The organism is Mesorhizobium caraganae (genome assembly GCF_016836705.1).
Classification (GTDB): domain Bacteria; phylum Pseudomonadota; class Alphaproteobacteria; order Rhizobiales; family Rhizobiaceae; genus Mesorhizobium; species Mesorhizobium caraganae.
This window is the reverse complement of the sequence record NZ_JAFCGY010000005.1, coordinates 175,088-189,271: the sequence shown is the minus strand read 5'-3', so window position 1 is coordinate 189,271 and position 14,184 is coordinate 175,088. Positions and strand designations below refer to the sequence as shown.

Here is a 14,184-nt window from a genome sequence, read left to right as displayed (position 1 = left end):
CCCTGCCTTTGCATATCTCGATGCCGGCGCATGGCGCCAGAAGCCAGCGAGGCTTTCCGGCGGGGCCATGCGTGCTGTTTCAGTCAGGGCAGGCTTGTAAAACCTCAACCGAGGTTGAGTTCAAGCGGCTTTTTCGCCAGTGCGATCAGTTCTCGGTGCTGCGCAGCTGGAACTGGCTGACGCCGATGGCGATGTTGATGCCGGTCTGGGTCTGCAGGCTGAGCGGCTGCAAGGTGAAGGCCTGCGAGGAGCCGCCGACCAGGAGATTGGCCCCGGCGCCGACCGCCGCCGTGACCTCGGCGCTGGCGCCGACATAGTCGCCGGCCAGCGCGCCCGGCGCATAGATGTTCTTCAGCGGCGTCAGCACCAGCCACTGCATGACGGTCTGCTTGGTGGTGCCGATGTCGAGCCCGTATTTGTTGACGGCGCCGAAATAGGCTTCCGGCGAAAAGCTCTTGTCGGCCGGGGTGAAGGTGCAGCTCAGATCCTTGCTGGAGCCGAAGATGAAGCCGGTGCCGCCGCCTATGGCGCAATCGAGCACGCCGAGTTCTATGCCCTGGTCCTGCGCTTGAGCCTGTTCTGCCCAGGCAATGGCGATGATGGCGGCGGCGGCGATGGTCTTCAGCACGGCAGTTCCCCCCAAAAAGCATACGGCGCGAAACAGTATCCTGTTCCGCGCCGCACGTAGAGGGATCAGTTGATCCTTATTTGCCGATACTTACTTGAACGAGTGGATCAGTTCCAGCGAGGTCACCGCAACCGCCACGTTGACGCCGGTCTGGGCCTGGACGCTGAGCGGCTCCAGCACAAAGGCGCCGTCCAGCCCGCCGACCAGCAGATTGGCGCCGCCGCCGGTCACCACGCTCGCCTCGGCGTTGACGCCATAATAATGGCCGGCAAGGTCGCCCCCGTCATGGCTGCGGGTGGCGGCCAGAACAGCCCACACCAGCTGGCCCTGATGCGTCTGGCCGAGATCGACGCCGAGCTTGGAGATCATCCCCGTGTATTTCTCGGACGGCCCATGGTGGTAGGGGCGGAAGGTGCAGTCGACGCCCTTGTTCGACGTCACAACGTAACCGACGCCACCGTCGATGGTGCAATCGAGCGTGCCGAGTTGAAGCTTGCCGGCGCTGGCGGGAACGACAAACAGCGTCGTGGCGAGCGCTGCGGCGCAGCCGAGTTTCTTGATCATGGGTCAGTCCTTTCGAAAAATTGCCTTCAACAACGGTTGAACGACCCGGAGCGTTCCGCTGAAAACTTGGCGCGATCAAGGCAAGGGTTAACGCTTTGCCCCTCGGTGGTTAAGATTGAGTGATGGCGTGTCGGCCAGAGCTCAGTGGCGCCACAGGCGCCCGAGCGCCGACCAGGCCTTGTCCAGCGGACCTGGGTCCGGCAAATCGACCAGCACCGTGCCGTGGAAATCCCCGGGATAGCGCCGGTAGAAGTCGATGTCGTTGACGGGCCGCCGTCCGTGAAGGGCGCCGCGCATATCCGGATGCGGCTTCAGCGGCGAGTGCGCGAGCTGACCGGCTTTCTCGACCAGCTCTTCAAAATCCTGCTCTATGAAATCATCCACGTCGAAGGCGATCTTCGACCTGACATAGCCATTGGCGTTGATGCGCTGCGCAATGTATTTCAGCATCTGCCACACCGGGGCGTCGCTGTCGTCCGTCCCGCCGTTTTCCGCGGCCAGGATGAGGTAATAGGCCGGCTGCCCCAGCCAGAACATGGTCAACGCCGTGGCCTTGTCGCATTGCGGCTGGCGCGCGAGCCAGAACAGTGGGTCGATGTCCCCATCCCAGTTGAAGTCGAGGACGGCCCGGTGCCAATCGTCGGGCGAGGCAGTCTCAAGCCAGGCGATCTGTCGCTTGATCCGGAGTTCGTTGTCATCCATCGCGGTGCCGTTCCGATGTCGCGGTCGCTTCTCCGGCTTCCATTCTGGCACGCAAAGATTGCGATTTTGCTGCGCGGGCCGCTTTGCGGCGACCTGCACAGGGACGCGAACACTGTTGGATAAAACGTTGCGGGCGACGACTCGCGCGGCGAACCGGCTGGGTATCAGCCGGCGGTGGCGGTGGCGGTGCGCGACAGGCCGTCCTTGGCCGGCTGGTAGGTCGGGTCGAGATGGACGGCTTCACGGTAGGATTTGGATGCCCGCACCTTGTCGCCGCGGCGCTCGTAGATCAGCGCCTGGTTGGCCCAAGCCTCGGCGTTCTTGCCGTCGAGCTTGATGGCCATGTTGAAGTCGGAGAAAGCGTTGTCCTCGTCATTCATGGCGAGATAGGACAGGCCGCGGCCGTTATAGGGTTCGGCGGCATCCGGCGCCAGCGAGATGGCGGTCGAGAAATCCTCGATGGCAAATTTGTGCTGGCCCTGGCTCTGATAGATCAGGCCGCGATTGTGGTAGGCGCGGGCATCGGTGGTGTCGAGCTGGATCGCCTTCTGGAAATCGTTGAAGGCCTGCTGGGTCTGGCCGGCCTTGCGATAGAGATTGCCGCGGCCGATATAGGCGGCGTCGTAATTGCCGTTGATCTGGATCGAGCGGTTGTAGTCGGCAAGGGCGGCGGCCTGGTTGCCGAGGAAGCGCTGGATCAGCGCCCGGTTCGAATAGGCCTGGTAGAAATTCGGATTGAGCTGGATGGCGGTGTCGAAGTCCTTCAGCGCCGCCTGGTACTGGCCGCCACGGCCATAGGCCGAGCCGCGCACATTGTAGCCTTCGGGATCCTGGGGATTGCGCTGGATCACCGCCGACAGCGAGGAGATGTTTTCGGTCGAGCCTTGCGCCTTGTCGATGTTGTTGAACTCGCCGGTCGGGACGCTCTGGCAACCGGCAAGCGCCAGGCCGGAGAGCAAGGCAGCCGTCAGGGCGAAACCGCGCATTGTGGTTCTGCGCTCTACGCTGATTGCGTTCATGTCTGCCCTGTCCTCACTTCAGTCGCGTCGCTCAGTCCAGGTCCCCCCTCCGGGCCGGGTCCACAGATTGTCGTAACAAAATCTAGAGCGCCGTTTGCGCGTTCAAGGGAACGCCCTTCATTCTAACGAAAAGGCGGCGCTCTAAACAAAAAGGTGGCGGCGATTCCGCATCGCGCCACCTCTGATATCCTTCGAAAAGGACGAAAAATTGGCGTTAGAACCGCGGCGGGCGCGGAGCACCACCAGGACCACCGGCGGCGCCGGCAGCAACCGGGCGCGGCGTCATCGGCAGCAGGCCTTCGCGCTGAGCGCGCTTGCGGGCCAGCTTGCGGGCGCGGCGAACGGCTTCAGCCTTTTCACGGGCGCGCTTCTCAGAGGGCTTCTCGTAGTGGCCGCGCATCTTCATTTCGCGGAAAATGCCTTCACGCTGCATCTTCTTCTTGAGAGCGCGAAGCGCCTGATCAACGTTATTGTCGCGGACGAGTACCTGCACGGGCAATCCTGTCTTTCGGGTTTGATATCAACAGGCAAGCGGCCATAGCCACATGCCTCCGCGGCGATTTACACCACGAATTGTGGCGGCTGATAGCAGAATCAGGCCGCGCTGTCCACACTCGAAATGAAGGACAACCGCCAATTTGCCACGGTCACCTCGAGATAGGGCGCCAACTAGGCGCTGGCCAGGTGCAGTCGCGCGAAATCCTCGAAGAATTCGCCGTAGTCGCAGGTGATTTCCTCCCCAGCTGCAATGTCGCGGGTCGCGGTGGCGCCACCATATTGCGAAAAGTCGGTGTTCGGCCGTTCGGCGTGGTTCATGAAGCGGCCATTGTCGACCTCATAGACCATGAAGCCGGGACGGTCGGGGCTCGGATAGGCGTAGCGGTCGAGCAATTCGCGGAGATGCGGCGGGGCCGTCTCGTATCTATCCATCGGGATCAGCCGGTCGAACTCCGGATCGAGCCGCCAGATCGAGGCGCCCTTTTTGATCGGCTCGGCGGCGAACACGCCGACGCCTTCGATTGCGCTTTGGGCGATATAGGTTCTGATCAGCAGCATGTCCGTCTCCTCACTCGAAACCGAATCGCCAAATCGCGTGGAAAAAGCAAGGCCGGTTTCGAGGCTCTATGGCTGATCGGTGCAGGCTGTGACCGCGAAATGCTTCACGTCCGGGTGATCGAGATGCCGCCATCGGCAAACAGCGCCGATCCGGTGGTGAAGCTAGAAGCATCCGAGGCCAGAAAGAGCGCCGCGCGGGCGATCTCTTCGGGCTCCGCCACACGCTTCAAGGCGTGCAGGTTTTCGACGAAAGCACGCGATTCCGGAGTCTTGAACGTGGCCGACGGCGTGTCGGTGCCGCCCGGCACCAGCGCGTTGACCCGCACGCCCTTGGGACCATATTCGGCGGCCAGCACCTGCGTCAGACCGATCAGTCCGGCCTTGCTGGCGGCATAGCTGGTCATACCGGGCATGCCGACGGTGTGACCGACAAAGGTGGAGGTGAAGATCAGCGATCCGCCGCCACGCTCGACCATTGCCGGCACCTGGTATTTGGCGCCGAGAAAGGCGCTGGTCAAATTGGTGTCGAGCGTTTCGCGCCAGCCCTTGAGCGACAGGTCCGAAATCGGACCCATTGGGCCGACTGCGCCGACATTGTTGAAGGCGATATCGAGCCCGCCAAACCTTTCGATGGCCAGATCGACAAGGGCTTTTGCACAGGCCTCTTTAGTGACGTCGCCGGCCAGCGCGATTGCCGTGCCGTCGGCTTCCTCGATTTCGGCGACCAGCGCGTCAAGCTCGGCCTGGCGGCGGGCGGCGACAACGACCTTGGCGCCTTCCTCGGCAAAGAGTTTTGCCGTGGCGCGGCCGATGCCGGAACTGGCGCCAGTGACAATGGCGATCTTATTGGCGAGTGCGAACATTTTCTGCATCCTTTTTTCGCGCCAGCATCGCCGGCAATCGGGATGGTGATCGCAGGCTGGGGCGGCGCGAGCCACCCGATACGTGCGAAGCCTGCCGAGACCTCTTTTCCACCACGGCGCAAAACGGCAAGCGCCGTCGCAAACAGCGCAAGGGTGGAAGCGCTGTTTCGCTAGTGATACACCTCGCGCGCCGGGGCCGAGTGAATGCCCCTGCCGCCATTTGCGAGGCTGAAACGTTGAAAAAATATTCGGTATTCGCCATCGCCCGCGAGGCCATGCGCGGCCATAAGGGCTGGGAGGAACAATGGTCCTCGCCGGAGCCGAACAAGGAATACGACGTCATTATCGTCGGCGCCGGCGGCCATGGCCTTGCCACCGCCTACTATCTCGCCACCGTGCACGGCATCACCAATGTCGCGGTGCTGGAAAAGGGTTGGCTCGGCGGCGGCAATACGGGGCGCAACACCACCATCATCCGCTCCAACTATCTCTATGACGAGAGCGCCGGCATTTACGACCATGCGCTTAAGCTGTGGGATGGGCTCAGCCAGGAGCTCAACTACAACGTCATGTATTCGGCGCGCGGCGTGATGATGCTGGCGCACAATGTGCACGACATCCAGGTGCTGAAGCGCCATGTCCACGCCAATCGCCTCAACGGCATCGACAATGAATGGCTAACCCCTGAGCAGGCGAAGGAATTCTGCCCGCCGCTCAACATTTCGAAGCAGGCGCGCTATCCCGTCGTCGGCGCAGCCCTGCAGCGCCGCGGCGGCACGGCGCGCCACGATGCGGTCGCCTGGGGTTATGCGCGCGGCGCCTCGGCACGCGGTGTGCACATCATCCAGAACTGCGAGGTCACCGGCGTCAAGCGGGCGGCCAATGGCGCAGTCATGGGTGTCGACACGACGCGCGGCTTCATCGGCGCCAAGAAGGTCGGCGTGGTTGCCGCCGGCCATTCCTCCGTGATCATGAACATGGCCGGCGTGCGCATGCCGCTGGAGAGCTATCCGCTGCAGGCACTGGTGTCAGAGCCGGTCAAGCCGGTGGTGCCCTGCGTGGTGATGTCGAACACGGTGCACGCCTACATCTCGCAGTCCGACAAGGGCGAACTGGTGATCGGCGCCGGCACCGATCAATATGTCTCCTATTCGCAGACCGGCGGCCTGCACATCTTGCAGCATACGCTGGACGCCATCTGCGAGATGTTCCCGATCTTCACCCGCATGAAGATGCTGCGCTCGTGGGGCGGCATTGTCGACGTCACGCCCGACCGCTCGCCGATCCTGGCCAAGACCCCGGTACCTGGCCTCTACGTCAATTGCGGCTGGGGCACGGGTGGCTTCAAGGCGACGCCCGGCTCGGGCCATGTCTTTGCCCACACCATCGCCAAGGACGATCCGCATCCGATCAACGCGCCCTTCACCATCGAGCGCTTCCGCACCGGCCGCCTCATCGACGAGGCGGCGGCGGCGGCGGTGGCGCACTGATGGCTGCCATGAGGCTTTGCGACCAACCGGCCATCGGCCACGGCGAATTTTAGGACCAAACAGATGCTTCTCATCCGCTGCCCCTATTGCGAGGAAGAGCGCCCGGAGCTCGAGTTCCGCAACGCCGGCGAGGCGCACATTGCGCGCTCGGCCAACATGGCGGGCGAGAGCGACGACGACTTCGAAAAGTTCTTCTTCATCCGCTCGAACCCCAAGGGCATCATCTATGAGCGCTGGCGCCACATCCATGGCTGCGCGCGTTTCTTCAACGCGGTGCGCGACACCGTCACCGACAAGTTCGTCATGACTTACAAAGCCGGCGAGCCGAAGCCGTCCAAGCTTCCGGGAGCTGTGAAATGAGCGGCGCCTTCCGTATCCCGAGGGCCGGCCGCCTCAGCCAGGCCAAGACCGCGCGCTTCAGCTTCGACGGCCAGTCCTATACCGGCATAGAGGGCGACACGCTGGCTTCGGCGCTGCTGGCCAATGGCGTCCATCTCGTCGGCCGCTCGTTCAAATATCACCGTCCCCGTGGCTTCCTGTCGGCTGGCGCGGAAGAGCCCAATGCGCTGGTTCAGGTCGAGCGCGATGCGGCGCGCAAGGCGCCGAACATCCGCGCAACCGTGCAGGAGCTCTATGACGGGCTCGTTGCCCAATCGCAGAATCGCTGGCCCTCGCTTGCCTTCGACATCGGCGCGGTCAACGACATTGCGTCGCCGCTGTTTTCGGCCGGTTTCTACTACAAGACCTTCATGTGGCCGAAGGCGGCCTGGAAGAGCCTGTACGAGCCGAAGATCCGCGCCGCGGCAGGCCTCGGCGTTTCTCCTGACAAGCCCGATCCCGATCATTATTCGTCGCGCTATGCGCATTGCGATGTGCTGGTGCTCGGCGGCGGTGCCGCCGGCATCACGGCCGCTCTGGCTGCGGCTGAAACCGGCGCCCGCGTCATCCTCGCCGACGAGCAGGCGGATTTCGGCGGCAGCCTGCGCTTCGAGACCGGCGCGAAGATCGATGGCCAGGACGGCTATGGCTGGGCGCAAGCGGCGATCGCGAAGCTCAAGGGCATGGACAATGTCCGTGTGCTCTCCCGCACCACGGCGTTCGGCTATTACGCGCAGAATTTCGTCGGCCTGGTCGAGCGCGTCAGCGACCATCTGCAAAGCCCTGGCCACGATCTGCCGCGCGAGCGGCTGTGGCAGGTCCGCGCCAAGCGCGTGGTGCTGGCGACCGGCTCCATTGAACGCCACATGGTGTTTGCCGACAATGACCGGCCCGGCATCATGCTGGCCTCGGCGGCGCGCATCTATCTCAACCATTATGGCGTGGCGGTCGGCAAAAATGTCGGCGTCTACACCGCCAATGACTCGGCTTATGCAGCCGCGATCGACCTGAAGAAGGCCGGCGTCAACATCGCGGCGATCGTCGATTTACGTGACCATCCGACCGGGCCGGTCATCGACGAGGCGAGGGCGCTCGGCATCGAGGTCAATTTCGGCCGTGCGGTGATCCGGGCCGGCGGCAAATTGCGCGTGACGTCGATGACCGTGCAGCCGAAGAATGGCGGCGGCGAGCGGACCATTCCGGTCGATGCCATCCTGATGTCGGCCGGCTGGACGCCATCGGTGCATCTCTTCTCGCAATCGCGCGGCAAGGTCGCTTTCAACGACGAAACCAAGCGTTTCGTGCCCGGAATTTATGCGCAGGATTGCATCTCGGTCGGCGCCTGCAACGGCACGGACGGGCTGTCGGCAAGCATCGACGAGGCCTATGCGGCCGGCGCCAAGGCGGCGAAGGACGCCGGTGCGAAAACCGCGAAGGGTACGAAGCCAAAGGTCGATGCGTCGGAAAGCTGGTCGCGCGGCATGCTGGGGGCTGCGCCCGGCGCCGGGCCGGACAAGACGGTCAAGGCCTTCGTCGATTTCCAGAACGACGTTGCCGCCAAGGACATCCGCCAGGCGGTGCATGAAGGCATGCGCTCGATCGAGCACGTCAAGCGCTTCACCACCAACGGCATGGCGACCGACCAGGGCAAGACCTCCAACATGCACGGCCTGGCGATTGCCGCCGAGACGTTGGGCAAGCCGATCCCGGAGGTCGGCCTGACCACCTTCCGCGCGCCGTACACGCCGGTGACCTTCGGCGCGATCGTCAGCCATGCGCGCGGGCCGCTGTTCGACCCGACACGCAAGACCGCGATCCATCCGTGGGCCGAAGCGCAGGGCGCGGTGTTCGAGGATGTCGGGCAGTGGAAGCGCGCCTGGTATTTCCCAAAGGCGGGCGAGGACATGCACAAGGCGGTCGACCGCGAATGCGTCGCGGTGCGCACCAATGCCGGCCTGTTTGACGCCTCGACGCTGGGCAAGATCGAAGTCGTTGGGCCGGATGCGGCCAAGTTCATGGAGCTTCTCTACACCAATCCGTGGGAAAAGCTGGAACCCGGCCGCTGCCGCTATGGCATCATGCTGCGCGAGGACGGCTTCATCTATGATGACGGCGTCGTCGGCCGACTGGCGCCGGACCGCTTCCATGTGACGACGACGACCGGCGGTGCGCCGCGCGTCATGAACCATATGGAGGATTATCTCCAGACCGAATTCCCGCATCTCAATGTCTGGCTGACCTCGATCACCGAGCAGTGGGCGGTCATCGCCGTGCAGGGACCGAAGTCGCGCGACATCATCGCGCCGCTGGTCGAAGGCATCGATATGTCGGATGAGGCGCTGCCGCATATGTCGGTGCGCGAGGGCAAGATCTGCGGCGTGCCGACCAGGCTGTTCCGCATGTCGTTCACCGGTGAGCGCGGCTTCGAGGTCAATGTGCCGGCCGACTACGGCCAGACCGTCTGGGAAGCGCTGTGGGCCGAGGGCCAAAAGCATGGCGCCACCGCTTACGGCACCGAGGCCATGCACGTGCTGCGCGCCGAAAAAGGCTACATCATCGTCGGCCAGGACACAGACGGCACGGTGACGCCGAACGATGCCGGGCTCGACTGGGCGGTCGGCAAGAAGAAGACCGACTTCGTTGGTATCAGAGGCCTGACGCGGCCCGACCTCGTCGCCAAGGGCCGCAAGCAACTGGTCGGGTTGAAAACCAAGGACCCGAAGGTGGTGTTGGAGGAAGGCGCGCAGATCGTCGCCGATCCCAAACAGGCGATCCCGATGAAGATGATCGGCCACGTCACGTCGAGCTACTGGTCGCAAAATTGCGGCCGCTCGATCGCGCTGGCGCTGGTCGCAGGCGGGCGCGACCGGATGGGCGAGACGCTTTACGTGCCGATGCCAAACGGGGTGATCGAAGTGGAGGTTACCGGCATGGTGTTCTTCGACGAGACGGGAGGGCGCCTCAATGACTAAGGCTGCTGCGAAAACCAGTGCATCTTCGGCTGAGCGCCGTCCGGCACAGGCCGGGCGCAGTGTATCGGCGAAGAACGTGAAGGTTGAGGTGCTGCCGCCGGCTGAGCGTGTGTCGCTGCGCGCGCCGGAGGCTTCCATTGCCGCGCTGTCGAAGGCGCTCGGGCTGACCTTGCCGAAAAGCCCGAAGACGTCGGCTTCGAAGGCCGGCCGCATGGCGCTGTGGCTCGGACCGGACGAATGGTTTCTGATCGACGAGGCCGGCAAGAACCTGCTCGCCGACTGCGCCAAGGTATCCGCGCTGCATTCGGCGGTCGGTATTTCACACCGCAACGTCGCCTTCGAAGTCACCGGGCCGGCAGCAGCCGCTGCGATCAATGCCGGCTGTCCGCAGGATCTGTCGTTGGAAGCTTTCCCTGTGGGGGCGGCCTCGCGCACCGTTCTCGGCAAATGCGAAATTCTGCTGCTGCGCACGGCAGCCAATGCCTTCTGGGTCGAGTGCTGGCGTTCCTTCTCCGACTATGTCTTTACTTTCCTGTCGGAAGCAGCAAGCGACGCGGCGGCGTAGAGCAATCCTTTTGGATTGCTCCGGGAACGTCTGACACGCGCGCTCGTTCTGCTTGCGCTGTCGAGGGAGAATGCCGATGCCGTCGAAATCCGCGCCGAAGTCAGCCAGGAAAACCGCCGCGGTCCGCTCGCTCGAACGTGAACAGCACCACGAGGTGAGTGCCGAAGAGGAACTCGAGGAAGGTCTCGAGGACACGTTCCCGGCCAGCGATCCGGTGTCGATCACCGCGACCTCCATCTCCGGCGCGCCGGCAAGGCCCGGTAAGGCCAAGACCGTGCCAGGGCGGAAGCCGCGGAAGACATAGTCTCTCCGCCACGGCTTGAGTTCAAGAAAACCCGGCCTGCGCCGAGGAAAAAACGGGCGGCCGGGATTTATCCTGCCGCCCTTAGTCGTTGTGCTGTTCGGTGGTCGAGCTTAATCACCTCAGAACGTGCTCGGCACGATCCACGGGTTGATCTCGATGCCGAGGCGCGGGCCCTTGGCCTTGACGTCGGACTTTTCGACCGAACCGGTCACGCTGCAATCGAGCTTGGCATGGGTCGTGGCGTCGACGCAGGTCGCGGCCGGAGCCTGCTTGGGCGAAACATTGTTGCTGGCGGCGAAGGCCGAGCCCGAGAGCGCCAGCACGGTGGCGAGGGCGAGAAGGGTCTTGTTCATGTCAGTCTCCAACGGGTAAATTGTTTTCGTACATGTACGATACAGCGTACACATACGTCCGAGGAAACTGGTTTTCAAGTAGAAAAACGTACACGTACGACAATTTTTTTGAACGCCGAAAATCGCGGACACAGCCGAAGCTGTCAGGCCGGACGTTCAATTGAAGGGGCGGGGGATACCCAGGTGCTCAGCAGGTGACGGGGGTCTTGGTCAGCGGTGGCACGTCCTGCATGGTGAGCGAGGCAAGGGTGGAATCGCACATCCGCTTCACGAAAGCCTGCGGATCGCCAAAGGGGTAAAACGGAAAGGTAATGAGCAACGAGATGGTGCCGTGGCCGACCGCCCACAGCATGGTGGCGATGGCGCGCGCATCGCCGTGCAATTTGCCGGCGGCGACGCAAGCCTCGACCCTTGAGATCAGCGCTTTCATCGCCGGGTTGCCCTCTTCCATGTCCTCATAGCTTCTGCCCTCCGGCAGCTTGGTCTTTTCGGTCATGAAGACGGTACGGTATTCGTTGGGGTTGCCGAGCCCGAAGGCGGCATACTCGGTCATCACTGCCTTCAGCGCCTCGATCGGGTCGTCGGAGGGATGTGCCTCGATGTTGCGGGCAAGTGTTTCGAACGCATCCTCGGCCAGCGCAAACAGGATGTCCTGCTTGTCGGCGAAGTAGGAATAGACCGACATCGGGGCATAGCCGACCCGGTTGGCCAGCTTGCGGATCGTCAGGCCTTCATAGCCCTCTTCCTTGACGAGCTTGTGGGCTGCGTCGAGCAGCTCGGAACGCAGTTCGGCCTTTTGTTTCTCGCGGCGTTTCTGGACGCTCAGCGGCACGTGAGTCTGCCTTCATATGGTGGGGTGTTGGCTAAATTATATACGCTGTACGAAAACGGACAAGGGCGCGGTAGGTTCCCTTGCGGCAATGGTTACCAAATCTGGGGTTGCCCAAATCGTAGCTATCAAATTGCGCCGACGCCGCCGTCCACGGCCAGCGTGTGGCCGGTCATGAAGGAATTGGCGGGGTCAGCGGCAAACAGGATGGCGGTCACGACCTCGTCCACTTCGGCGACCCGTTTCATCGGCACGCCGCGCGTCAACTCGGCCAGCGCTTCGGCTTCCGGCGCGCCGGAGATGCGCACGAAGCTGTCGACCATGGCTGTGCGGGTGTGCGCCGGGCAGACGGCGTTGATGCGTATGCCCTTGGTGGCGTATTCGGCGGCCGCCGATTTGGTCAGCCCGACGACGCCATGCTTGGCGGCGGCATAGACCGACAGTTTCGGTGCGCCCACCAGCCCGGCAACCGAGGCGATGTTGACGATGGCGCCGCCTTTCCCGTCCGATTTGAACTGCCGCTCCATCTGCGGGATCTGGTGCTTCATGGCGTAGAAGACGCCGAGCAGGTCGATCTCCAGCACGCGGCGCGCCTCGTCGGAGTCCACTTGCGGCAGGCGCACGAAGCTCTGGACGATGCCGGCATTGTTGATGGCGATGTCCAGCCGGCCGAATTTCTCCGCCGCCAGTCTCACCAGATCCTCCGACAGTTTTTCGTCCGCTATGTTGCCAGCAAGGATAGCTGTTTCGGCCTGCAGCGAGCCGGCAAGTTCGGCCAGCGCCTTTTCGTCGATGTCGGACAACACCAGGCGGGCGCCTTCAGCGGCAAAGCCCTTGGCCGCACCGCGGCCGAGGCCGCCTGCGGCCCCGGTGATCAGCACGGTCGCTCCGTCAAAACGGCCCATTGCGTCTCCCACTGTGTCTCATTGTCGATTCAGGTTCGACCGATCAGCTTGACGGCAAGATGCGACAGCAGCTTCACTGCCTCGCCATACGTCTTTGCCTTTTCGGGATTGGAGGCGTTGCCGTCGAGCGCCCGTTTGTAGACGCCCTGGCAGATGGCCGCCAAACGGAAGAAGGAGAAGGCGAGGAAGAAGCTCCAATTGTCGATGCCTGCCAGCCCTCGCCGTCGGCAATAGGCGGCGACATAGGCTTCCTCGGAGGGCAGGCCCAGGGCGGCGCGGTCAATACCGCCAAGGCCGCGAAAGCCCGAGGCATGCGGCAGGCGCCATTGCATGCACTGGTAGGCGAGGTCGGCGAAGGGGTGGCCGAGTGTCGACAGTTCCCAGTCGAGCACCGCCAGCACCTTTGGCTCGCCGGCTGCAAAGATCATGTTGTCCAGCCGGTAGTCGCCATGCACCAACGAGACACGGCCGTCATCGGCCGGCATATGCGTCTCCAGCCAGGCGATCAGCCGGTCCATGTCGTCGACGGTGCCGGTCTCCGAGGCGCGATATTGGCTGGTCCAGCGGGTCAGCTGGCGTTCGAAGTAATTGCCCGGCCGGCCGAAATCGCCGAGCCCGACGGCTTCGACATCGACATCGTGTAACGCAGCAAGCGTGGCGTTCATGGCGTCGTAGAGCGCGGCACGCCCATCGTTGCCGGCGGCTTCCGGCACGGCCGGATCCCAGAAGATGCGGCCGTCGAGGAACTCCATGACGTAGAACATGCGGCCGATTGGCGAGTCTTCCGCCGATAGATGCAGCATTCGGGGCACCGGCACCGCGGTTCCGGCAAGCGCCTTCATCACGGTGAATTCGCGGTCGACCTGATGCGCCGATTTCAGCAGTTGGCCCGGCGGCTTGGCGCGCAGCACATAGCGGCCGCTCGCCGCAGTCAGCAGATAGGTCGGGTTCGACTGGCCGGATTTGAATTTCTCGATGGAATGAAGCCCGGCAAAACCCGGAATGTGCGCTTCGAGGTAAGGGGCAAGTGCTGCCTGGTCGATTGCGTTGGCGTCGCCGCTCATGCGGTCTCCGGCTCACGCTCGATCAGCGTCAGCGTCAGCCAGCGTGCGGTCAGCGCCGGCTTCTTCGAGCCCTCGATCTCGATGGTCACGTCATGCGCCGTCTGCACCCAGCCGGACGGCCGGACCTTGACGTCGGCCAGCACGAAACGGGTGCGGATGCGTGAGCCGGTCTTTACCGGCGCCAGGAAGCGCAGCGAATCGAAACCGTGATTGACGCCCATCTTGCTCTTTTCCAGCGGCGGCATGGTCTCGAAGGTCATCGCCGAGAGCAGCGACAGCGACAGGAAGCCATGCGCAATGGTGCCGCCGAACGGCGTCTCCAGCTTGGCCCGCTCGGGGTCGCAATGGATGAACTGGTGGTCGTCGGTGGCGTCAGCGAACTGGTCGATCATGGTCTGCGTGACCACGCGCCAAGGGGAGACGCCGACTTCCTTGCCGACGCTGGCCAAAAGCACATCGAGACTGATCGGTTCCACTGCGACGTCCTCCATC

The 14,184-nt window shown here is 63.4% G+C and carries 17 protein-coding genes; 5 read left to right on the top strand and 12 right to left on the bottom strand.

What is annotated here, in order from left to right; genetic code table 11:
- Positions 1 to 145: 145 nt before the first annotated feature.
- From JQK88_RS14145 to JQK88_RS14115, 7 genes are all read right to left on the bottom strand, one after another.
- On the bottom strand, positions 146 to 628 hold the full coding sequence (locus tag JQK88_RS14145; protein WP_112559212.1) for a DUF992 domain-containing protein: 483 nt from the start codon (positions 626 to 628) through the stop codon (positions 146 to 148).
- Positions 629 to 718: 90 nt separating this feature from the next.
- Positions 719 to 1,192, bottom strand: coding sequence for a DUF992 domain-containing protein (locus JQK88_RS14140; RefSeq protein ID WP_192259053.1), 474 nt, complete (start codon positions 1,190 to 1,192; stop codon positions 719 to 721).
- Positions 1,193 to 1,333: 141 nt separating this feature from the next.
- On the bottom strand, positions 1,334 to 1,993 hold the full coding sequence (locus tag JQK88_RS14135) for a DUF4274 domain-containing protein (RefSeq protein ID WP_192259052.1): 660 nt from the start codon (positions 1,991 to 1,993) through the stop codon (positions 1,334 to 1,336).
- A gap of 65 nt (positions 1,994 to 2,058) precedes the next feature.
- Positions 2,059 to 2,913, bottom strand: a complete 855-nt coding sequence (locus JQK88_RS14130) for a tetratricopeptide repeat protein (protein WP_192259051.1) — start codon at positions 2,911 to 2,913, stop codon at positions 2,059 to 2,061.
- Between the two features lie 214 nt (positions 2,914 to 3,127).
- Positions 3,128 to 3,406, bottom strand: coding sequence for a 30S ribosomal protein S21 (gene rpsU, locus JQK88_RS14125; protein ID WP_023671138.1), 279 nt, complete (start codon positions 3,404 to 3,406; stop codon positions 3,128 to 3,130).
- 176 nt (positions 3,407 to 3,582) lie between these two features.
- Positions 3,583 to 3,969 (bottom strand): SET domain-containing protein, encoded by a 387-nt coding sequence (locus JQK88_RS14120; RefSeq protein WP_203278614.1) that lies wholly within the window; start codon positions 3,967 to 3,969, stop codon positions 3,583 to 3,585.
- A gap of 104 nt (positions 3,970 to 4,073) precedes the next feature.
- Complete coding sequence (locus JQK88_RS14115; RefSeq protein WP_203278613.1) at positions 4,074 to 4,832, bottom strand: SDR family oxidoreductase; 759 nt, start codon at positions 4,830 to 4,832, stop codon at positions 4,074 to 4,076.
- A 236-nt stretch (positions 4,833 to 5,068) separates the two neighbouring features.
- Between JQK88_RS14115 and JQK88_RS14110 the strand changes: the two genes are divergently transcribed.
- The 5 genes from JQK88_RS14110 (at position 5,069) to JQK88_RS14090 (ending at position 10,541) form a co-directional block, all read left to right on the top strand.
- A complete protein-coding gene (locus JQK88_RS14110; protein ID WP_112559217.1) occupies positions 5,069 to 6,322 on the top strand; it encodes a sarcosine oxidase subunit beta in 1,254 nt (417 codons plus the stop codon).
- A 63-nt stretch (positions 6,323 to 6,385) separates the two neighbouring features.
- Positions 6,386 to 6,682, top strand: a complete 297-nt coding sequence (locus JQK88_RS14105) for a sarcosine oxidase subunit delta (protein ID WP_112559219.1) — start codon at positions 6,386 to 6,388, stop codon at positions 6,680 to 6,682.
- The gene (locus JQK88_RS14100) at positions 6,679 to 9,672 is read left to right on the top strand and encodes a sarcosine oxidase subunit alpha (protein WP_192259049.1); all 2,994 of its coding nucleotides are present in this window, start codon (positions 6,679 to 6,681) and stop codon (positions 9,670 to 9,672) included. Before JQK88_RS14105 ends, JQK88_RS14100 begins: the two co-directional genes overlap by 4 nt.
- Positions 9,665 to 10,237, top strand: a complete 573-nt coding sequence (locus tag JQK88_RS14095; protein ID WP_192259048.1) for a sarcosine oxidase subunit gamma — start codon at positions 9,665 to 9,667, stop codon at positions 10,235 to 10,237. Before JQK88_RS14100 ends, JQK88_RS14095 begins: the two co-directional genes overlap by 8 nt.
- Positions 10,238 to 10,313: 76 nt before the next feature.
- Positions 10,314 to 10,541, top strand: coding sequence for a hypothetical protein (locus JQK88_RS14090; RefSeq protein ID WP_192259047.1), 228 nt, complete (start codon positions 10,314 to 10,316; stop codon positions 10,539 to 10,541).
- 119 nt (positions 10,542 to 10,660) lie between these two features.
- Here JQK88_RS14090 and JQK88_RS14085 read toward each other — a convergent pair whose 3' ends face one another.
- The 5 genes from JQK88_RS14085 to JQK88_RS14065 all read right to left on the bottom strand — a co-directional run bounded on the left by JQK88_RS14085 (position 10,661) and on the right by JQK88_RS14065 (position 14,183).
- The gene (locus tag JQK88_RS14085; RefSeq protein WP_203278612.1) at positions 10,661 to 10,894 is read right to left on the bottom strand and encodes a DUF680 domain-containing protein; all 234 of its coding nucleotides are present in this window, start codon (positions 10,892 to 10,894) and stop codon (positions 10,661 to 10,663) included.
- Between the two features lie 187 nt (positions 10,895 to 11,081).
- Entirely contained in the window at positions 11,082 to 11,726 is a 645-nt protein-coding gene (locus JQK88_RS14080) for a TetR/AcrR family transcriptional regulator (protein ID WP_192259046.1), read from the bottom strand.
- 125 nt (positions 11,727 to 11,851) lie between these two features.
- Positions 11,852 to 12,628, bottom strand: coding sequence for an SDR family NAD(P)-dependent oxidoreductase (locus JQK88_RS14075; protein ID WP_192259045.1), 777 nt, complete (start codon positions 12,626 to 12,628; stop codon positions 11,852 to 11,854).
- 29 nt (positions 12,629 to 12,657) lie between these two features.
- Complete coding sequence (locus tag JQK88_RS14070; protein ID WP_192259044.1) at positions 12,658 to 13,692, bottom strand: phosphotransferase family protein; 1,035 nt, start codon at positions 13,690 to 13,692, stop codon at positions 12,658 to 12,660.
- The gene (locus JQK88_RS14065; RefSeq protein WP_210328423.1) at positions 13,689 to 14,183 is read right to left on the bottom strand and encodes a MaoC family dehydratase; all 495 of its coding nucleotides are present in this window, start codon (positions 14,181 to 14,183) and stop codon (positions 13,689 to 13,691) included. The genes JQK88_RS14070 and JQK88_RS14065 overlap by 4 nt, the downstream gene beginning before the upstream one ends.
- Between the last annotated feature and the right edge of the window lies 1 nt (position 14,184).